A 20,252-nucleotide genomic window follows, 5' to 3' on the forward strand; every position below is an offset into this window, starting at 1 on the left:
GACCTACGACAACCAGTGGACGCACTCGTTCTCCTACTACTCCGAGGTCATCGGCAGCAGCAGCGACTACATCGTCCCCGACCAGTTTGCCCACAACCTGTCGCTGACCTACAGTCTGAAGAGCGGCCGCTACAACTTCTCCGTGGAGTGCCGCAACCTGACCGATGCCGACCTGTACGACAACTTCAGCCTCCAGAAGGCCGGACGTGCCTTCTACGGCAAGATACGGGTACAATTTGGCGACTGACAATGGCACAAGCAGCCGCCTTGTAGTTGCCAAGGTACTGACTTGTGGGTGTAGAAGCAGCACTTGGATGTATAATCGTCTGCTTGATTCTTATAATCATGTTACTTGATTCCTATAATCATGTTACTTGATTCTCATAATCATGTTACTTGATTTCTATAATCATGTTACTTGATTTATATCTTTCCAGCACTCCAATCACATCAAGGCAGTACATGGAAGACGACAAAGCAGTGACTTGTACGTGACGATACGCAGTTAAGCAACATTGAAACAAATATCAGAACCAATTAAACAGAAGAGAAAGATGAAAAAGAACCACTTACTTGCAGGCCTCTTTGCCGCCACACTGGGCGGCATGGCCCTCGCTTCCTGCTCGGAAGACGAACCGAACAACCCCGGCAACGGCGCCGGAACCTCCACCGGAAACTACGTGATAGCCGCCACCGTGACCAGCAGCAGCACCGACACCTACGTGCTGCTGACCGCCCCCTCGCTGGACGAAGGCGAAGTGACCACCCAGGGCAACGGTCTGGTGAACGAAGGCGCCACCTACTGGGTGTTCTACGGCAACCGCTATCTTTATGCCCTCAACTACAACCAGGGCGAGGCAGGCACCACGCAGTCCTTCGTCCTGAACGCCGCCGGCGCGCTGCAGAAGCGTTCGCAGGAGTACTACGTCAACCGCTTCACCACCTACGGCTACTATGACAAGTACATCATGACCACCTCCACGGGCGACGGCCCCACCGGTCTGAAGGACGAGAACGGCTACGTGCCCCAGTCGTTCCTGGCCTCCTACCTCGACGTGGAGAACCAGACCTATACCAGCAACTCCGTCACCGCCTCGACGCCCTTCCTCTCCGAGAACTTCCTGGGCAACGGCGAGTACGTCACTCTGGCCGGACTGGCGCAGGTGGGCTCCCGGCTCTACGCCGCCGCCGTGCCCATGGGCCTCAGCCAGTACGGCTGCATGCAGCGGGACGACGACGGCAATCCCCACAAGTGGGTGCGTCCCGGCTATGAGGACCTCATCAAGACCGAGTCAGGCGGCAGTGGCAGCGGCTCCTACGACAAGGACGAGCTGCAGTGGACGCAATACCCCGACGAGTGCTGGATGGCCATCTTCACCGACCATACCCTGACGGACTACAAGCTCATCCGGACCGACAAAATCAGCTACGCCTGCGGCCGCAACCGCTCGCAGTACTACCAGATGAACTGGCTGGCGGACGACGGCTACATGTACGTGTTCTCGCCCTCCTACGCCAAGACCATGAAGGACAGCCGCCAGCAGACCACCCTGCCCGCCGGCGTGGTGCGCATCAACATCGCGGCCGAGGCTTTCGACGAGGCCTACTACTACAACCTGGAGGAGAAGGCCGGCGGTGCCTCCTTCCTGCGCAGCTGGTACGTGGGCGGCAACTACTTCCTGCTGCTGATGTACGACAAGCCCATCACCGATTCGGACAAGGTAGCGAACCGTTTGGCCGTCTTTAACGTTACTAATGGAGAGCTCTCCTTCGTCAGCGGCCTCCCGGCGGACGTGAGCGGCTTCGGCAACACGCCCTACATGGAGAACGGAACGGCCTACATCGCCGTCACCACCTCCTCGGGCTATCCGGCCATCTACCGCATCGAGCCCTCGACGGCCACGGCCCACAAGGGACTGGTGGTGAAGGCCACTTCGCTCAACGGCGTGGGGCGTCTGGAGAGTGAGTAAAACATGATTTAACCACAGATGGCACAGATGCGACGAGATAGGCACGGATACTCAATCTGTGTGAATCTGTCCGGTCTGTGTCATCTGTGGTCCATTCCTAATTCAACCTATGCAATGAGAAAAGCATTCCGCAACATTCACCTGTGGCTGTCCGTCCCGTTCGGACTGATTATCACGCTTGTCTGCTTCTCCGGCGCCATGCTCGTGTTCGAGCGGGAAGTGACGGAGTGGGGGCGTCCCGAAGTATTCAATGTCGACCCCCAGGGCCGCCGTCCCCTGCCGGTGGACGAGGTCGTCGCCCGCGTCTCCGCCACGCTGCCCCCTGACGTCACGGTGACGGGCATCACCGTCTTTTCCGACCCCACGAAGGCATGGCAGCTGCCCCTGTCCCGGCCGTCGCGCACATCGGTCTATGCCAATCCCTATACGGGCGAGGTCACGGGCCGTTCGGGCCGTCTGCCCTTCTTTGCCTCCATGTTCAGCCTGCACCGCTGGCTGTTGGACAGCCGCCCCTCGGGCGACGGTGTCTTTTGGGGCAAGCTGGTGGTGGGCGTCAGCACGCTGCTGTTTGTCCCGATGCTCGTCTCGGGCGTCGTCGTCTGGTGGCCGCGGACGCGGCGGGCGTTGGCCGGCAGCCTGAAGATACGTGTCCGCAAGGGTTGGCGCTGCTTCTGGTACGGCCTGCACGCGGCGGGCGGCATGTATGCGCTCCTGCTGCTGCTCGTCATGGCACTGACGGGGCTCACATGGTCCTTCGGCTGGTATCGCACGGGCTTCTATGCCCTTTTCGGTGTGGAGGCCAAGCCGGGTATGGGCCACGGCAACGCGGCAGTTCATGCCAGGCAGAAAGGCAGCGGCAAGGAACGGCGCGGGCAGCAGCCGGAACTCCGCACCGCCTGCTGGCAGGAAGTCTATGACCGCCTGCGGCAGGAGAATCCCGATGCCGCGCAGATTACCATTGCCGACGGCACGGCCAGCATTCCCGCCAACCGTTTCGGCAACACCCGCGCTTCGGACCGCTATACCTTCGACCCCCACACCGGCGAGCTGACCGGCAGCACGCTCTACCGCACCCTGGACAACTCCGGCAAGATACGCGGCTGGATTTACTCCCTGCACACCGGCAGCTGGGGCGGACTGCTGACCCGTTTGCTCTGGTTCGCGGCTGCCCTGCTGGGCGCCACCCTGCCGCTGACGGGCTACTACCTGTGGCTGAAGCGGCTGGTGCGCAAGCGGGCAGAGTGACAAAAATAGTGAAACCTGCTCCGGGTTTCAAACCGAAAGAAGGGTTCGTGTGTTTCCTGTACATACGAACCCTTACTTTATATTCAGTTAAGAAAATGGAGACTAACATGTTTTGTTATCAATGTCAGGAGACGGCCGGCGGAAAAGCCTGCGTCCTGAAAGGTGTGTGTGGTAAAGAAAGTCGGACGGCGCAGTCCATGGACCTGCTGTTGTTCGTGGTCAAAGGCATCTCGGTGGCGGCCGATGCTCTGCGCCGGGCAGGCTGCATGGTTCCCGACGAGGTGAATGTCTTTGTGGTGGACGCGCTGTTTGCCACTGTCACCAATGTCAATTTCGATGATGAAAGCATCCTCCGGCGGGTGGACGGCGCCATCGTCCTGCGCGACGGGCTCATCAGCGAGGCCGAGCGCCACCATGTGGTCCTGCCGGACATCGACGAGCTGAACTGGCGCGGCCGCCGCGAAGACTACGCCGAGAAGGCGCGCCGCGTGGGGGTGCTCAGCGAGGCCGACGAAGACATCCGCTCGCTGAAGGAGCTGGTGATGTACGGCCTGAAGGGCATGGCGGCCTATCACGACCATGCCATGCGCCTGGGAGCCGACAATGCCGACGTGCATGCCTTCCTGCAGCAGACGCTGGCCAAACTGGCCATCTGTACCCTGACGGTGGAGGAGTGGGTGTCGCTGGTGCTGGAGACGGGCCGCTGGGGGGTGAAGACCATGGCTCTGCTGGACGGCGCCCATACGGCCGCATACGGCAGTCCCGAGGTGACGAAGGTGAACCTGGGCGTCAGAAACCGGCCGGGCATCCTCGTCAGCGGTCACGACCTGAAAGACCTGGAGCAGCTGCTGGAGCAGACCCGCGACACGGGCATCGACGTCTATACGCACGGCGAGATGCTGCCCGCCCACTATTATCCCGCCTTCAAGAAGTATGACCACTTTGTAGGCAACTACGGCAACTCCTGGTGGAAGCAGCGCGAGGAGTTCACCACCTTCAACGGCCCCATTCTCTTTACGACCAACTGCATCGTGCCGCCCCTGTCCGATGCCGTCTATAAGGAGCGCATGTTCACCACCAATGCAGCGGGCTATCCCGGCTGCAAGCACATCTATACCAACGCCGACGGCAGCAAGGACTTCTCCGAAATCATTGCGGCGGCCAGGTCGTGCCAGCCTCCGGTGGACATCGAGAGCGGTGAGCTGGTAGGCGGATTTGCCCACGAGCAGGTGCTGAAGCTGGCCGACAAGATTGTGGGAGCCGTGCAGTCGGGCGCCATCCGCCGCTTTGTGGTGATGGCCGGATGTGACGGCCGCATGAGGAGCCGCGAATACTACACCGAGTTTGCCCGCTCGCTGCCCAAGGACACGGTGATTCTCACGGCGGGTTGTGCCAAGTACCGCTACAACAAGCTCCCCTTGGGTGACATTGACGGCATTCCCCGCGTGCTGGACGCCGGACAGTGCAACGACAGCTATTCGCTGGCCGTCATTGCCTTGAGGCTGAAGGAGGTGCTCGGTGTGGACGACATCAACCGGCTCCCCATTGTCTATAACATCGCCTGGTACGAGCAGAAGGCCGTCATCGTCCTGCTCGCCCTGCTCAGCCTGGGTGTGAAGAACATCCACCTCGGTCCCACACTGCCTGCCTTCCTTTCGCCCAACGTGCTGAAGGTGCTGGTAGACAACTTCGGTGTGGCGGGCATCGGCACCGTCGAGCAGGACTTGATGGAGTTCGGCCTTCTGTCCTGACAAGGCGGCAGGTGGCTGCCGTCTGATGCGGATATGGCACACGGATGACACAGATTCGGACAGATAACCACAATGAGATATACCTATTTATATCTGTGGAAATCTGTCCTAATCTGTGTCATCCGTGTGCCATCTTGTGCTTCGTGCCCCAATCGGCAGCCCGGTCTTTACCGGGGAGTGTATGCCTTCTCCGCTACGTTATATCCGCTCACGTGGATGACGGGGCGGTTTCCCCGTGTGTCCACGTCCTTCCAGCGGACGGTGACCGTTTTCTGCTCGCCGGGCAGCAGGGCAAAGTAGTTGTCCGAGTAGAGGATGGGCAGGAACTGGTCGCCGTCGCGGTCGCCCTTGACGTTGATGCGGGTCATCAGGGCGGGGGCGGCGGAGCGGTTGGTCAGGCAGACGGTGGCCTGCCAGTTGCCGGCTTCGTCGCGGCTGCTCGTTACCTGGCAGTCCGGTTCCGCCTGAGGCAGCCGCTTCAGGTCGGTGTAGTTCCCCTCCTCCAGGCTGCGGTGGTAGAAGTTGTCGGAGAGGACCTTCCCTTCTGCCGAGTGCAGTTGCAGGCGGATGAAGTGTACTTTGGAAAGTCCGTCAGGATAAGTCAGCTTCAGGCACTTGTTGGTGCTGTCATTGTCGCTGTCAGCAGTCATCTCTTTTTCCCAGGCTATCGAAGCGTCCATGTTCAGCACTTGTGCCTTTACCGTCAGTCCTTTGCGGCTGCCTGCGCTGTAATTCACAATTTCTACGTCGTCCGTGGCGGGATTCCACTGGATGTGCAGCGGCTCCGATGCCTTCTTGATGGCAAAGTAGGCGGCGGTAGGCTCCAGGTAGTAGTCGTACGTCTGCCACACCATCGACGGCCAGCACGGATGGCTCATCCACATCAGCAGTCCCATGCGGTTCTTGCTTCTCGACTCGAAGAGGCTGCGGTGACCGTCGTAGTTTACCCACTGGGCCAGTTCGGCAAACTCCTTCGCGCTCTGCGGCTCGCCGTAGCCGCGGGCTATGATTTCGTTGAAGCTCGTGGCGCCCTGTGCCCCCTCCAGGGTGTAGTCGTGCATGCCCCATTCGTCGGACTGCGGCCAGATGCCTTCGGGCGAATAGGTGCGCAGGAAGCCTTCGTAGGTCAGCACGTTGGGCATCCCCCGCTCGCTGTGGAACTTGTCGTTGCCGGTCTCCAGCGTGAAGTAGGTCTTGGCGGGCAGCATGCGGTAGGGGCCGTGTCCGCTCACCACTTCGTCGGCCGAGCTGGAGATGTAGTGCAGGCCGGGGTGTACTTCTTTTACAATACGGCGCAGGGCATTATCAATCTGCTCGGGCGGGAAGCCTTCGTTGCGTCCGCAGTAGAGGCCGAGGGAGGCGTGGCTGCGGATGCGGCGCACGTAGTCTTCGGCGTTGGCTATGAACAGGTCGGGATAGTACGGGTCGGGGCCGTCGGCCGGGTTGGCCAGCCAGAAGTCCTGCCACACCAGGATGCCGTGGCGGTCGCAGGCCTCGTAGAGTTCTTCGTCTCCAATCATGCCTACCCAGTTGCGCAGGATGTTGAAGTTCATGTCGGCGTGGTAGGCGACGGCTGCGTCGTATTCACGTCCGCGGTAGTTCAGGTTCGATTCGCTGAAGCCCCAGTTGCCGCCGCGCCCGATGAAGCGCCTGCCGTTGATGTAGAGGTTCAGGATGCCGTTGTCCTCGTTGAACGTCATCTGTCGGATGCCGACCTTGAAGTCTTTCCGGTCCGAGGGGGCATCTCCCGTGCGGAAGGTGAAGCTGGCGTCGTACAGGTAAGGCTCGCCGTAGCCGTTGGGCCACCACAGACGGGGATGTTGCAAGGCGAGGGCGGGGAAACGGTCGGGGGTGAGTACCACTTCGCGCTCCTCGCCGCCTTCCAGTTCTACGGGGACGCTGACGTCGATGTCGCCTATCCGTCCTTCCAGCATGCCCTTCACGGCTTCCGGCTCATGGTTCTTCACCCATACCCGTGCCGTGAGGCGTACGGAGGTGGTGTCGGGCAGCGGGAACACGGACTCTACCAGCGGGTCGGATACGGTCACCGGGCCGGTGGTGGTCAGTCTCACGTCGTTCCAGATGCCGATGTTACGGCCTCGGATGGTGGGTATCCAGTCCCAGCCGATGGTGGCGTGGAAAGTCGGGTTGTCTGCTCCCAGGATGCCGCCGTTGAAGTCGGTGCTCTGCTTGTTCTTCTCCTTCACGGCGCCGATGTGGCTGTTCTTTACAATCTCCACGGCCAGCACGTTCTTGCCCGGTACAATCAGGTCCGTCACATCAAACTTCCCCCTGACGAATGCGCCTTCCAGTCGTCCTGCCCGTTGGCCGTTCAGGTAGACGTTGGCCTTCCAGTTGATGCCGTCGAAACAGAGGAAAGTGTGCTGGCGGGTAAACCCTTTGGGCACGGTGAACTCGTTGCGGTACCAGAAGTTGGCATTGAAGAACGACTCGGACAGGTTCAGCTGGTTGTCGGCATAGTTGGGGTCGGGGAGGGCACCTATGTTCTTGTAGCTGCTCAGCACTGTGCCCGGCACCGTTGCCGTCACCCATCCATCGGGCTTATAGTCGGGAGTGGAAATTGCTTCGCCCGTGGCCTGCACTTCCGAGGCGCGTTGCAACTTCCATCCGCCTCCGGCCAGGAGCATGTTCCCGTCTGCGGGTTCCGGCTGCGGGACAGGGTGGGGCACCAGTCCGCCCCGGCCCATCACTTCCAGTTCGCTCAGGATGTAGCGCTCTCCGTTCAGCGGTTTTCTCATCAGCACTCTGACGTAGCGTGCTTTGCCCTTCACGGCTATTTCGTCTGTCGGCGCTTCGCCTCCGGGCAGGCTGGCTATACGGCTCCATTGGCGGGCGTCGTCCGAGGTTTGTATCTCCCCCTCCGAGGCTTTGTCAATCCAGTGCAGTATCACGCGGTCGAAGGTGGAGACTGTGCCTAAGTCCACGTAGATCCATTCTTCTCCGTTGCCGGCGCTCATCCAGGCACTGTTGAAGAATTGCGAAGGCTTCATTTCCACTATTTCGTCTTTCAGGTAGAAGTTCAGGTCGTGGATAGTCCAATAGGCGGCTCCGGGCATCTTGAAGCAAATCCGGTAGTGGGTAAAGTCGCTTATGCGTTCCAAGGGAAGTTCCTGTTCGATGATGCGCACGGGCAGGTTGCCTTGTTCGCTTTGCTTGTTGGGGTCGGAGTGCATGGTCTGTCGTGAAGGCTTGCCGGGCAGTCCCTTTCCTACAGTCCGTCCCAGCAGCTCCCAGTGAGTGCCGTCGTTCGAGCCTTGGCAATCAATTTCGTAACCTTTGCCCGCCACATCGGCGTGGTAGGCCAGGGTACCCCGCAGGTAGAGGCGGTCGGTCCTTTTGCTGTATTCGTGCAGGCTGAATTGGAAATAGGTGTCTTCGCCTACGGTCACATTGCGTGAGTAGGGGCCTTCGTCTATCATCCATTCCCGTTCCCTGCGTGGTTTGTCGCCATCAGGGGTGGAGAGGTTCAGCCATTGGGGTTGTTCGCGAGTCACGATGCCGTCTGTCACAAGCTGTGCAGTCAGGTTGTAGTCGTAGCTTGACGATTGGTAGGCAGCACGCATCCGTGCCAGGTTGCGGTAGGTGTCGTCCGGAAGCAGTTCGGGCGAGAAGTCCTCTTGCGGACAACCGGGATATTGCCCGATGCCACGGGTGTAGTAAGTAGAACGTGGACCGGAGGTGTCGGCGTTTTTTCCGCAGCTGCTCATCCAGGCCGCCAGGGTAGCTGTTCCCAGGACGAGAAGGGCTTGTCTGAATTTAAGGTAACGGTTCATACGTGCTGATTTATAACTGTGTGGCAAGGTAGGGAAAATATCCGGATTATGCAAGTGGAAGCATTCATTACATATCTCCTGTATGTTTTAGTTAAATAACTGCATCTATTAGTTGTTTGTTTGGAAATAATCACTATCTTTGCACTGTCCATTCATTGATAAAGCAACAAAGACCATGAAACGATTGACCGTTAAGGAAGAAGAAATCATGCGGATGTTCTGGGAGCACGGCCCCATGTTTGTCCGCGAACTGTTGGCTTTCTACGACGAGCCGAAACCTCACTACAATACCGTCTCCACGCTTGTCCGGGGGTTGGAGGAGAAGGGCTTTGTAGGCTACAGGGCCTATGGAAATACCTATCAGTATTATCCCCTTGTCTCGGCCAAGGACTACAAACGTTCGGCCTTGAATGACGTCATTGCCCACTATTACGACAATTCGTTTGTCAATGTCGTGTCCGCATTTGTGGAAGAAGAGGACATGCCGCTGGACGAACTGAAGGCGCTGATAGAGCGGATTGAAAGCCGACGGAAGGCGTAGGAGAAAGAAGATATGGGTACTTTTCTGTTCTATCTGTTCAAGTCCACCCTCTGCCTGACGGTGCTCTATTTCGTGTTCAGGCTGTGCTTCCGTGGCGATACCCTGTTTCGCACCAACCGCTTCCTGTTGCTGGGTGGAACGCTGGGCTGCCTGCTGCTGCCCCTCGTGCAGGTGGACGTGGCGCAGGGTGGCCTGTGGCAGAAACCGATGGCGGCGGTCGAAGCCCTGCTGCTGGAGCCGTCTCAGGACGATGTCGGGCTACAGGAGTCTGCGCGGCCGGAAGCGGTGGAAGCTTCTCTCCGGGCGGACATGGCTTCGGTGCCGTTGGCGGACGAGGGTCATCCCTTCCGTTGGGAATCTTTCCTTCTGTGCCTCTATGCGGGCGGGGCGGCGCTGGCGCTCGGCTTCTTCCTGCTTTCGGCAAGGCGGGTCAGGCAGTTGCTGCGTCGTTGTCCGTCCAGGGAGTATGGAGGCTTCCGGCTGGTTGTCTGTCCGCAGAAGAATGTCTCCTTCAGTTGGGGACGGACCATCGTCCTTTCGCAGGACGACTACAACCGTCGTTGTACGGAGGTGTTACTGCACGAGCGGATGCACCTGCAATATCGTCATACCTTCGACTTGCTCTGGATGGAGGCCCTCATTGTCATCCACTGGTTCAATCCTGTCGCCTGGCTGCTGATGCGCGAACTGCGTGAGGTACACGAGTTCGAGGCCGACAACGGCGTACTTTCCCATGGCATCGATGCTACTCAATATCAACTTTTGCTCGTGAAGAAATCCGTTGGCACAAGGCTCTACTCTATGGCCAGCGGCTTTGGACACAGCAAGCTAAAACAACGTATCAATATGATGTTAAAGAAAAGAACCAATCCCGCGGCACGACTGAAGCTGTTGCTCTTCGTGCCGGTAGTGTCGGGGACGCTCTATGCGTTTGCCCGGCCTGAAGTGAAGAATGCGGTGGAGCAGATGGTGAAGCCGCAGGTCAGTGAACAATTGCAGGATACCGCCTGTCAGGACGAATACGAACTTCTGGAGCAGTACTTCGCCCGTAAGTTCAAGGACGGCGGAGGTGCCGTTGCTTCTGCTCCGGGAGAGACGACACACGCGCTGTTGGTCAACTGCCTCAATCAGGTGATGATAGACCAGGAAGGAACGCCGACCGATTGTGCAGATTTCATCCGCAAGCACCTGACCGATGCATTGCGTCAAGACTATCAGCAGGCAAAACAGTCGGGACAACCCTTCCGTTCCGATTTGCAGATACAATACGACCGAGGCGCTTCGGCAGAGGCTATGCGTCTCTATCTGTACACGGTGAAGGACGTCTACAGCCAGCTCCGCTGTGAAGTGGCTGCTGAACTGGGGACTGCGGACGAAGCGGCTTTGGACAAGGTATTTCCTATTCTGGTTACTTTTGCACAACCGCACAAATTCAAGAAGACCGATCCCTTGCAAGCTCTTCCGATAGAGTTGACTCTGCTCTCTTCGAATGGAGCGAGCAAGGCGCTGAAGCAAGTCTCCTTGAAGGAACTGCGCAAAGAAGTGGAAGCCTTTCAGGCAGGACGTTCAGACATGACCGTCTCGCTGAAGGTGGATGCCGATGTGCCGATGGGTGTGGTAACGGATGTAAAGGAGGTGCTCAGAGCCGCCTATAATAAGCCGTTGACCCTCCGCTACACCGTCAATCCCGGCCTGAGTGTGGAGAAAGTAAAGGAATAGTGAAATACTTTTTTAGCCGTAGATAGTACGGAATGTACTTGTTTCAGTGGCTTTGCCAAATGGCCTGTATAGAATGAAAATATGAATCCGCATCATCTACGGCTGAAAATTTCAATTCTTGACTGGCAGCATTATTAACCATTAATTACCTTCTTTATGGCCTTCTTCCCCTTGCATGTTCCGATTTCTTTCATACTTTTGTGGCATGACAGAATATGAACGGAAGCCCGGAAGGGATTCCATAAATACATTGATTGTGCTATGAAGATGAGAAGAACATTTTGCCTGGGAGCTGTCTTGTTGGGACTGTTGGTGGCATCTTGCGCCGTTCGTCCTCCACACAAGCCAGGGCCTCCTCCTCCACCGAAGGAGCATCGTCCGCCGCATAAGGCACCGCATGGGAAGAAAGACCCGCATCACAAGGAACCCCATCACCCGGACGTGCCTCCTCCTCCCGCACATAGGTCGTAGTAAAGGAGTGAAACAGAATGTGTTTTTTGTTGAATTTCCTGGGTAACGGATGAATACGGATTCAATAATGATTCTGACGTATTCATCCGTTTTTGGGAGCGCTTGTGTTAGGATTGGATAGACCGTCTAAGAATCGTGTGGGGGGGATGTTGTGGCTTCATATACTTGGATGAGGCTTAGATGAATGTTTCTATCTCATAGTTTCCCATTGCATAGTTTAAGATAAGTACTTTCATTGTGCATGAATAAGGCAGAAAATACTTACAAGATGTGACCATAAAGAGCGCTAGGCTGATATGCGCTTTCGGTTAAAAAAGTAAGATAGAGATTGAATACGTTGTTTAGGCATGTTTGGGGTAGCCACCGAGCTTGCTTCGTTCGTTCATTATGCTTGTTTTGTCCGTTTATCATGTTTGCTTCGTCTGCGCAGATTGTTTGCTCGGAGTGCGTAGAATATTTGTGCAGAGTGTCATAAAGCCTTTTCGGAAAGGTAGTTGGCACCAATAATGTGACTTTGGGGAACTGTAAAGAGGGTATTTCTGCATTAGGGAGACGTTTCTTTCTCTCTTTTAAATGTAATATTTTGATATTTTTCTGCGTTCTGTTGATTACAAGATTTTGTTCTCGCTTTTCCGAGCAGTCAGGACAGAAGGCCGAAAAACGAATTCTCGTGTATCAGGAACGTCAAAGTGGCAAAATGTAAAGAGGGCCTCTTTTAAGTTCAGCAAGTTTGATTAATTTTATAGAAATGAGGATGCAGTAAATTTTACTTTTGCTCATCCGGAATTTGGAGTGACAGGTTTATGTATGCAATACCGCCTTATGCTAATACCCCCTTCCCGAACATCTTGATTAAGAGTATGTTTAGGGTTAATAAAGTATTGGTTAAAGACGGATAACACCAACAATGTGCATTTATAGTTCGTAATATGAATTACTATTGAAAATCAATGTATTAACGATATATAAGATAATGTTTTTTATTGGTTTTCAATCTCCTATGTCCATCACTCCAAATTTCGGAAGATCCTAAACTTCTAATCCCCTTGAGGGACTTAAAAGTATTATTTTCCTGTCTTATTTTTCAGGATAGACAAGCTTGTTCGGTTCCTCTCCAAAGAGATTGTCGCCCAGTGTCGTAATCTGGTTGCCGGTAACCAAAACATGGCGTAGGTTTTCGCAACCGATGAAGGCACCGTATTCAATGGCCGTTACTCCAGCCGGGAGTTCAAGCGTGCCGCACAGGCGTCCACATCCGCTGAAGGCCCGTTGGCCAATGGTTTTCAGTCCTTTGGGCAGACGGATGTTGAGCAAATACTTCTTCTGGGTGAAGGTATAGTCGGGGATGACAGTTGAGTTGCACAGACTCAGGTCTGCCGAAACCAGGTTGGGCATGTAGTCGCGTATCAGGGTAAAATCCGCCTCGTCCAGTTTACCCTCTACGGTCAGGAAGTTAACTTCTTTGGGTTGTATGCCTTTCCGCTGGAGTTCGGTTGCCAGGCTACTCATCATGCCTACTTGCACGGTCACTCCCAAAGGCTCTCCTTCGATGAAGGCGAAACTTTTCCATTGTTCCTTGTTCCGATAGGCGTCGCTGCATCCGAGGGGGACGAAGACGGCCGTGATGCTGTCTGCCAGTGCTTCGGGCAACAGATTGGGGGGCGTTTTCCTGCGGATTTGGCAAATCTTCAGATTGGTGCAACCTTTGAAGGCTGCGTCTTCGATGTTCTTGGTCTTGTCGGAAAGGATGACCCGCTTGAGGGTGGCCTTTCCGGTGTAAGAACTGTCATTGGTCTGCTTGCAGAAGGCATAGGCCGGGATGCAGTTGGGCGGGTAGATGTAGAAACGGTCGGGGTAGGTGCCTTTCTTGCCTGCGTAGGTGCTGATGGAGGCGTTTGAGATGTCCAGCAGTTCCAGATTCTTGAACTCGTCCCGCAGGTGTCGGAAATCGATGGCGTTCAGCTTGCCTTGCAGGGTGAGGTGGGTGATTTCGTTAGCCTCTTCTTCGGTCATCAGTTCAATCAGTGTACCTGGACGGGCTACATAGAAGGTCTGGGCCTTTTGGCCCGAGGCGGTGAGTGCAATTCCTGCTCCCGCCATTAACAACAGTATTTTTTTGAATTTCATGGTCTGATAGGTATTAGTAAAAGGATTGGAAATACCGGAATTATTTTCTGTCGCGGATAAATACGGCTGAAAGATGTATTCCGATTTCCTGATCCATATTATTGGTTTTTCAAATATAGAAAGATTGTAGCAAGCAAAGCGAAGTTTTTTTCTTTTTATTGTTACTTTTGTCTGATGTTAACGAAAGAGAGAAATTTAGTCCGGATATGAGGTCATCGGTAGGGGGAGCTTGATTTGCCATGGCGGGTTGTCGGCTGATTATAGTTTCTTCCTATTGTCCGTTTGTAGAACTTCAATTTATAGAAAAACAATGGAAGATAATGATGTAAGGAAAGGTGAGGTGTTCTCCCATCTGAAGCAGTGGGGGCTGGTAGTGTGCGACTTGGCGTTGTTTGTCGTACTGTTCTTTTTGGTGGTGGGCTTGCTCGGTCTGCCTCTGGTGGCTGCGGGTCTGGACAGGGCACCGCGAACTGTGGAGGAGGGTATGTATCTGTCTCTGCTGAATGAGGGACTGATGCTGGTGTCGGTTGTGGTCTCTGCATGGGTGGTTTTGCGGTTGCGCAGGCTGCCTTTGTCGGTGCTTGGCTTCTCGACGGCCGGACGATGGAAAGACTGGCTGGCTGGATTGCTGCTGGCCGCCGTACTTTATGCGGTTGGATTTGGTGTCTCCCTGTTGGCGGGGGCGGTAGAGGTGACGGGCTTTGCCGGCTCACTTCCGGCGTTGCTGCTGAGTTTGTCTTTCTTCCTGCTGGTGGCCGTCTGCGAGGAACTGATGATGCGTGGATTTGTACTGGGACGTATGCTGGAGGGCGGTTTCAACAGGTATGTGGCATTGGGCCTTTCGTCACTGTTGTTCTCTTTGTTCCATTTGTTCAATCCTAATTTCGCGTTCCTGCCGTTCTTGAATATTTTCCTTGCGGGTGTTTTGCTGGGAGCATCCTATCTGTTTACCCGCAATCTTTGTTTTCCCATTGCTCTGCATTGGTTCTGGAACTGGTTTCAGGGGCCCGTGTTGGGTTACAAGGTAAGCGGTAACGATTTCGGGGAGAGCCTGCTCTCTCTTCGTCTGTCCGATGCCACTCTGCTTAATGGAGGAAGTTTCGGTTTTGAAGGCTCTCTCCTGTGCTCGGTCCTGCTGGTGGCAGGTATCGTGCTCGTCCTCGGCTATTGCCGGAAGCACTACGGAAAAGAGGAGTGACAGGGGAACGTGTGAACGGATTGGCACACTGATGACGCAGATAAGACAGATTCTCACAGCTTTTTTCTTGTAAACCAAGATGAATTATCTCTGTGGAAATCCGTCTTGTCTGCGTCATCTGCGTGCCACTTTTCTTTTTAGTATTTCAAGTTCCGGTTAAACTTGAGGTATTTACTCCATGCCTTTCATGCTCAGCTGGATGCGCTTACGTTCTTTGTCCACGCTCAATACCTTGACGCGGACGTGCTGGTGGATGGAGACCACTTCGTTGGGGTCGGACACGTAGCGGTCTGCCAGCTGCGACAGGTGGACGAGGCCGTTTTCTTTGATTCCTATGTCTACAAAGGCACCGAAGTTGGTGATGTTGCCTACGATGCCGGGCAGTTCCATGCCGGGGCGGAGGTCGTCGAGGGTGCGTACGTTCTTGTCGAACTCGAACACTTTGATGGGGCCTCGCGGGTCGCGGCCGGGCTTCTCCAGTTCCTGCAAGATGTCTTTGAGGGTGGGCATGCCTACTGTGTCGGTGATGTACTTCTCCGGCTTTATCTGTTGCCGCAGGGTCTTGTCGGCAATCAGTTGGCTGACGCTGCATCCCAGGTCTTTGGCCATCTGCTCGACGATGCCGTAGCTTTCGGGATGTACGGCCGTGTTGTCCAGCGGATTCTTGGCGTCGGGGATGCGCAGGAAGCCGGCACACTGCTCGAAGGCTTTGGCACCCATGCGCGGCACTTTCATCAGTTCTTTGCGCGACCCGAAGGGGCCGTTTTCGGCCCGGTAGTTCACGATGTTCTGTGCCAGTTGTGGCCCCAGGCCCGAAATGTAGGTGAGCAGGTGGCTGCTTGCCGTATTCAGGTTGACACCGACCAGGTTGACGCAGCTTTCCACCGTCTGGTCCAGCGACTTCTTCAGTTTGCTTTGGTCTACGTCGTGCTGGTACTGGCCCACACCGATTGACTTGGGCTCTATCTTGACCAGTTCGGCCAGCGGGTCCATCAGCCTGCGGCCGATGGATACCGCCCCGCGTACGGTTACGTCGTAGTCGGGGAACTCGTCGCGGGCTATTTTCGAGGCGGAATAGATGGAGGCACCCTGTTCGCTGACAATGAAAATCTGCACCTCGCGGCCGAAGGTCTGCTGCTTCAGGAACTCCTCCGTCTCGCGGCTGGCGGTTCCGTTGCCGATGGCTATGGCTTCTATCCGGTAGGCCTCCAGCATCTTTTGTATTTTGGCAAAAGCCTCTTTGGGCTTGTTGACAGGCGGGTGGGGGTAGATGTTCTCGTTGTGGAGCAGGTTCCCCTGTGCGTCCAGACACACGACCTTGCAGCCCGTGCGGAAGCCAGGGTCGATGCCCATGACGCGCTTCTGTCCCAGCGGCGAGGCCAGCAACAGCTGGCGCAGGTTTTCCGAGAATACGCGGATGGCCTCCTCGTCGGCCCGTTCCTTGCTCAGGGCGGCAAATTCCGTTTCGATGGAGGGCTTCAGCAGACGCTTGTAGGCATCCTGCACGGCTTCGGCCACCTGTTGTCCGCAGGCATTGTGGCTGCGTACGAACTGATGCTCCAGCCGTTCGGCACATTCTTCGTCATTGGGGGAGAGGCTGACCCTCAGCAGTCCTTCAGATTCGGCCCGGCGTATGGCCAGCAGGCGGTGCGAGCTGCAGCGCTTCAGGGGCTCGGAGCAGTCGAAGTAGTCGCGGTAGTTGGCGGCTTCTTCCTCCTTGCCTTTTACCACTTTGGCGGTGAGTACGGCTTGGCGGACAAAAGCGTTGCGCACGGTGTGGCGTGCCCGTTCGTTCTCGCTCACCTGTTCGGCAATGATGTCTCGTGCTCCCTTCAGCGCGTCGTCCACATCTTTTACGTCGCCTTTAACGTAGGCGGCAGCCCGTACCTCGGGGTGCGGGTCGCGTTGCAGCATCAGCAGGGTGGCCAGCGGTTCCAGCCCCTTCTGCCTGGCAGCTTCGGCACGAGTCTTGCGCTTGGGTTTGTAAGGCAGGTAGATGTCTTCCAGAGCGGTGGCGTCCCAGGTCTCTTCGATGCGTTTCAGCAGGTCGTCGGTCATTTTCCCCTGCTCGCTGATGGTGTTGACGATGGTCTCCTTTCGTTTGGCCGTTTCGTTCAGCTTCTCGTAGTGACTTTTGACAGATTCAATCTGCACTTCGTCCAGTCCGCCTGTGGCTTCCTTGCGATAGCGGCTGATGAATGGGATGGTGGCTCCGCCTTCCAGCAGGGTCAGGGTCTGGTCCACCTGTTTTTCCGAGATGCCGGTGGCTGCGGATATGAGGTGTAGAAATAGTGGGGTCATAGTGGAAATGGTTGTTTAAACGTGGGCCCAAAAGTACGATTATTTTTTAAAGAACGAAACCTTGGACGGCGCTAACTTTATGAACGCAGTCGGATAGCGGGTGCGTCAGACCGCGAATCTTGTCGTGTTTTCTCATGCTCCGGGGCGTGCGGCCATTTGCGGGACTTGAATAAATTCCTATCTTTGCCGCGGGGTTGGCAGATTGCCTTCAATTTCTGGAAGGGCTTGCCACAAACATCTGGTTGACTCGTCAACTTGTTGCTGGTCAACTGCAACTTGAGCTTGCGAAAGTTGAATTAAATTGGAAAAAACTGATTGCAATGAAAAGAATGACTTGTTTTTTGAGTGCGGCTTTTGCTTCGCTGTTTCTGCTGTCTGCACAGGAGCGGGAGGTGAGGTTGAAGATTGTAGAGACCAGCGATGTGCATGGCAATTATTATCCTTATGACTTCATGCAGAAACGGGAGGCGGCCGGCAGCCTGGCACGCGTCAGCAGCTTTGTGAGGCAGGAGCGCGAGACCTACGGTGACAATCTGATTCTGTTGGACAATGGCGACATCCTGCAGGGACAGCCTTCGGTCTATTATTATAATTTCGTAGATACGGTTTCCACCCACCTGGCTGCCGATATGATGAACTACATGGGCTACGATGCCGGGAGTATGGGGAATCATGACATCGAGACGGGCCGGGCCGTGTTCGACCGTTGGGCGGGTGACTGCCGTTTCCCGATGTTGGGTGCGAACATCGTGGATGTCCGGTCGGGAGAACCGCACTTCAAGCCCTATCAGGTGCTGGAACGTGATGGGGTGAAGATTGTCGTGCTGGGCATGATTACGCCTGCCATTCCGGTCTGGCTGTCCGAGAATCTGTGGGCAGGGCTTCGTTTCAACGACATGGAGGAGACCGCCCGCCGTTGGATGAAGACCATCCGCGAGCAGGAAAAGCCTGATGTGGTAATCGGCCTGTTTCATGCCGGACAGCAGGCTTGTCTGCTGGGCGGCAAGTACAGGGAGAATGCTTCGGTAGAGGTGGCGCGCAAGGTGCCGGGCTTCGATGTCGTACTGTTCGGGCACGACCATGCCCTGGAGTGCCGGAAGGTGGTGAATGTAGAAGGCGACTCGGTGCTGGTGGCCAATCCTGCCAATGCAGCCCGCTGGGTAGCCGATGTGGAGATAGCCCTGAAGCTGAAGGAGGGAAAAGTGGTAGGCAAGGAAACCCGCGGTAAACTGACAGCCATCGAAGCCTACGCCCCCGACAAAGAGTTTATGAAGCAATTTGAATCCCAGTACGAGGTGGTACGGCAGTTTGTTTCCAAGAAAATAGGAACGTTCACCTCGACGGCTTCCACCCGCCCTGCCTACTTCGGCCCTTCGGCTTTTGTAGACCTGATACACACGTTGCAACTGGCTATCAGCGGTGCCGACATTTCGTTGGCGGCTCCTCTGTCTTACGACACAGAGATTAAGGAAGGGGACGTGACGGTAAGCGATATGTTCAATCTGTACAAGTATGAGAATATGCTGTACACCATGAGCCTGACCGGGCGCGAGGTACACGATGCGCTGGAGATGTCTTACTCTTTATGGACCAACCGGATGGAGTCGGCCGACGACCATCTGCTTTTGCTGCGTGCCGAGCGCAGGAAGGGAGCCGAAGACCGGGCCGCCTTCCAGAACTTCAGTTACAATTTCGATTCTGCCGTGGGCATTATCTACACGGTAGATGTGACCAAGCCTGCCGGCGAAAAGGTGAAGATTGTCAGCATGGCCGACGGAACCCCTTTTGATATGGACAGGCGGTATAAGGTGGCTGTCAATTCCTATCGTGGCAACGGGGGAGGAGAGCTGCTGACAAAAGGTGCCGGCATTGCGCAGGACGAACTGAAGGAGCGCATCCTCACTTCTACGGACAAGGACCTGCGATTCTATCTGATGAACTACATTGAAAGGCAGGGCGTAATCGAACCCCGCGCTTTGAACCAGTGGAAGTTTGTTCCCGAGGAATGGACAGAATCGGCTGCCCGTCGGGATTATGAGCTGTTGTTCGGGAAATAATTATCTTGACTCAAGCTTCGGGCTTGATATTTTGCTGGAAGTTAAGAAATTGTAGCAGTTATCACTTCGCTTTGCTCCGTTAGAAGTAAAAGCCGATAGTTTGGTAATGGTTAATTAATTTAAGTTCCGCAAGTGCTCAACTTATTAGTTGACAAGGCTTCAGTCAACCAGTCTACAAGGCTGGAATGCCCTGTTTGATATAGTGCCGCTTGAAACGGCCCGCTGCAAACGCCTTGTCAACTCATTAACTTGTTGCTCGTCAACTGCAATTTGAGCTTGCGAAGGTTAAGTTAATTCATTCTTCATTCTTCATTCTTCATTCTTCATAATCTTGTCTATTGGCCTTTAACTTCTAAGCCCGCCCTGGCGGGACTTCTCCCCCTTCGGGGAGAGTTGGAGGGGGCTTTCTTTAGTAAGTGATGGTAACCGACTCCCCTCCTTCAGGAAGGAAGGGGTGCCCGGCGGGCGGGGTGGTAGGCCTTTACGACATTTAAGTTTAACTTCGTTGATTTTCAACTCGCAGCCATCTGTTTTTGGACTTCTGCCGGGCTGGTTATCACGTCGGCAAGCCGTTAGTTATTCACTACTTGAGCCGTTAGTTAGCGGCTGGGGTAAGCCGTTAGTTATTCACTCGACAAGCCGTTAGTTATCCACTTGGAAAGGGGAAAACGAGCGTGCGAAGAACCGGGGAATAGCCTTCATTTCTTGTCATCCCTAAGCCCGCCCTGAACGCATCTATGTTGACGCAAAATCTTCCGTCTCCATTGCCACACTGCGCTATACCAAAGTCTCATCTTACAATTCGAGTGATGTCAGGTTAATCCGCTTTAGCCGATCAGAGGATATAGTGTGTAATTAAAAATTATCACTCATGCCTTGCTCTTTCAATAGAGGTGTTTTTATGCCGGATAAGCTTGTATGGAGAATGTTTGAACCCTAAGGAGTCTATGTTTGAAACATGGCACCCTTATGTTTGAAACACAGGTCTCTTAGGGTTAAAACCCATTTTTCAAAGTGAAAAGCTACGGAAGTGTGAGATGTTTACAGATGTAAAGAAAAGTTGTCTTTTAGGTAGATG

General features: G+C 55.2%; 10 protein-coding genes and 1 pseudogene. 8 read left to right on the plus strand and 3 right to left on the minus strand.

Going from position 1 to position 20,252, the window contains the following annotated elements; translation table 11 throughout:
- The 4 genes and pseudogenes from Q1Y74_RS04985 to hcp all read left to right on the plus strand — a co-directional run.
- Window positions 1-247 (plus strand): annotated as a pseudogene (locus Q1Y74_RS04985) (ligand-gated channel protein); the annotation flags it as partial.
- Between the two features lie 307 nt (window positions 248-554).
- Entirely contained in the window at window positions 555-1,970 is a 1,416-nt protein-coding gene (locus Q1Y74_RS04990) for a DUF4374 domain-containing protein (RefSeq protein ID WP_300812629.1), read from the plus strand.
- A 114-nt stretch (window positions 1,971-2,084) separates the two neighbouring features.
- Window positions 2,085-3,215 (plus strand): PepSY-associated TM helix domain-containing protein, encoded by a 1,131-nt coding sequence (locus Q1Y74_RS04995; RefSeq protein ID WP_300812630.1) that lies wholly within the window; start codon window positions 2,085-2,087, stop codon window positions 3,213-3,215.
- A 95-nt stretch (window positions 3,216-3,310) separates the two neighbouring features.
- Complete coding sequence (gene hcp / locus Q1Y74_RS05000; RefSeq protein ID WP_300812631.1) at window positions 3,311-4,966, plus strand: hydroxylamine reductase; 1,656 nt, start codon at window positions 3,311-3,313, stop codon at window positions 4,964-4,966.
- Window positions 4,967-5,133: 167 nt separating this feature from the next.
- On the opposite strand, the gene Q1Y74_RS05005 is transcribed toward hcp, so the two are convergent.
- Window positions 5,134-8,694, minus strand: coding sequence for a sugar-binding domain-containing protein (locus tag Q1Y74_RS05005; protein ID WP_300812649.1), 3,561 nt, complete (start codon window positions 8,692-8,694; stop codon window positions 5,134-5,136).
- A gap of 241 nt (window positions 8,695-8,935) precedes the next feature.
- Between Q1Y74_RS05005 and Q1Y74_RS05010 the strand changes: the two genes are divergently transcribed.
- Window positions 8,936-9,301, plus strand: coding sequence for a BlaI/MecI/CopY family transcriptional regulator (locus tag Q1Y74_RS05010; protein ID WP_300812632.1), 366 nt, complete (start codon window positions 8,936-8,938; stop codon window positions 9,299-9,301).
- Window positions 9,302-9,313: 12 nt separating this feature from the next.
- The gene (locus tag Q1Y74_RS05015) at window positions 9,314-11,020 is read left to right on the plus strand and encodes a M56 family metallopeptidase (protein ID WP_300812633.1); all 1,707 of its coding nucleotides are present in this window, start codon (window positions 9,314-9,316) and stop codon (window positions 11,018-11,020) included.
- Between the two features lie 1,548 nt (window positions 11,021-12,568).
- Here Q1Y74_RS05015 and Q1Y74_RS05020 read toward each other — a convergent pair.
- Entirely contained in the window at window positions 12,569-13,618 is a 1,050-nt protein-coding gene (locus tag Q1Y74_RS05020) for a leucine-rich repeat domain-containing protein (RefSeq protein ID WP_300812634.1), read from the minus strand.
- 310 nt (window positions 13,619-13,928) lie between these two features.
- Between Q1Y74_RS05020 and Q1Y74_RS05025 the strand changes: the two genes are divergently transcribed.
- A complete protein-coding gene (locus Q1Y74_RS05025; protein ID WP_300812635.1) occupies window positions 13,929-14,816 on the plus strand; it encodes a CPBP family intramembrane glutamic endopeptidase in 888 nt (295 codons plus the stop codon).
- 171 nt (window positions 14,817-14,987) lie between these two features.
- Here Q1Y74_RS05025 and Q1Y74_RS05030 read toward each other — a convergent pair whose 3' ends face one another.
- Window positions 14,988-17,117, minus strand: coding sequence for a Tex family protein (locus Q1Y74_RS05030; protein ID WP_300812636.1), 2,130 nt, complete (start codon window positions 17,115-17,117; stop codon window positions 14,988-14,990).
- A gap of 320 nt (window positions 17,118-17,437) precedes the next feature.
- On the opposite strand from Q1Y74_RS05030, the gene Q1Y74_RS05035 reads away from it, so the two are divergent.
- Window positions 17,438-19,174 (plus strand): bifunctional metallophosphatase/5'-nucleotidase, encoded by a 1,737-nt coding sequence (locus tag Q1Y74_RS05035; RefSeq protein WP_300812637.1) that lies wholly within the window; start codon window positions 17,438-17,440, stop codon window positions 19,172-19,174.
- Window positions 19,175-20,252: the final 1,078 nt, after the last annotated feature.

The sequence above is a fragment of the uncultured Bacteroides sp. genome (genome assembly GCF_949298305.1).
Classification (GTDB): domain Bacteria; phylum Bacteroidota; class Bacteroidia; order Bacteroidales; family Bacteroidaceae; genus Bacteroides.

Coding starts and splice junctions, on each gene's coding strand:
- Q1Y74_RS04990 (WP_300812629.1), top strand. CDS start 555: ATGAAAAAGAACCACTTACTTGCAGGCCTCTTTGCCGCCACACTGGGC.
- Q1Y74_RS04995 (WP_300812630.1), top strand. CDS start 2,085: ATGAGAAAAGCATTCCGCAACATTCACCTGTGGCTGTCCGTCCCGTTC.
- hcp (WP_300812631.1), top strand. CDS start 3,311: ATGGAGACTAACATGTTTTGTTATCAATGTCAGGAGACGGCCGGCGGA.
- Q1Y74_RS05005 (WP_300812649.1), bottom strand. CDS start 8,694: ATGAGCAGCTGCGGAAAAAACGCCGACACCTCCGGTCCACGTTCTACT.
- Q1Y74_RS05010 (WP_300812632.1), top strand. CDS start 8,936: ATGAAACGATTGACCGTTAAGGAAGAAGAAATCATGCGGATGTTCTGG.
- Q1Y74_RS05015 (WP_300812633.1), top strand. CDS start 9,314: ATGGGTACTTTTCTGTTCTATCTGTTCAAGTCCACCCTCTGCCTGACG.
- Q1Y74_RS05020 (WP_300812634.1), bottom strand. CDS start 13,618: ATGAAATTCAAAAAAATACTGTTGTTAATGGCGGGAGCAGGAATTGCA.
- Q1Y74_RS05025 (WP_300812635.1), top strand. CDS start 13,929: ATGGAAGATAATGATGTAAGGAAAGGTGAGGTGTTCTCCCATCTGAAG.
- Q1Y74_RS05030 (WP_300812636.1), bottom strand. CDS start 17,117: ATGACCCCACTATTTCTACACCTCATATCCGCAGCCACCGGCATCTCG.
- Q1Y74_RS05035 (WP_300812637.1), top strand. CDS start 17,438: ATGAAAAGAATGACTTGTTTTTTGAGTGCGGCTTTTGCTTCGCTGTTT.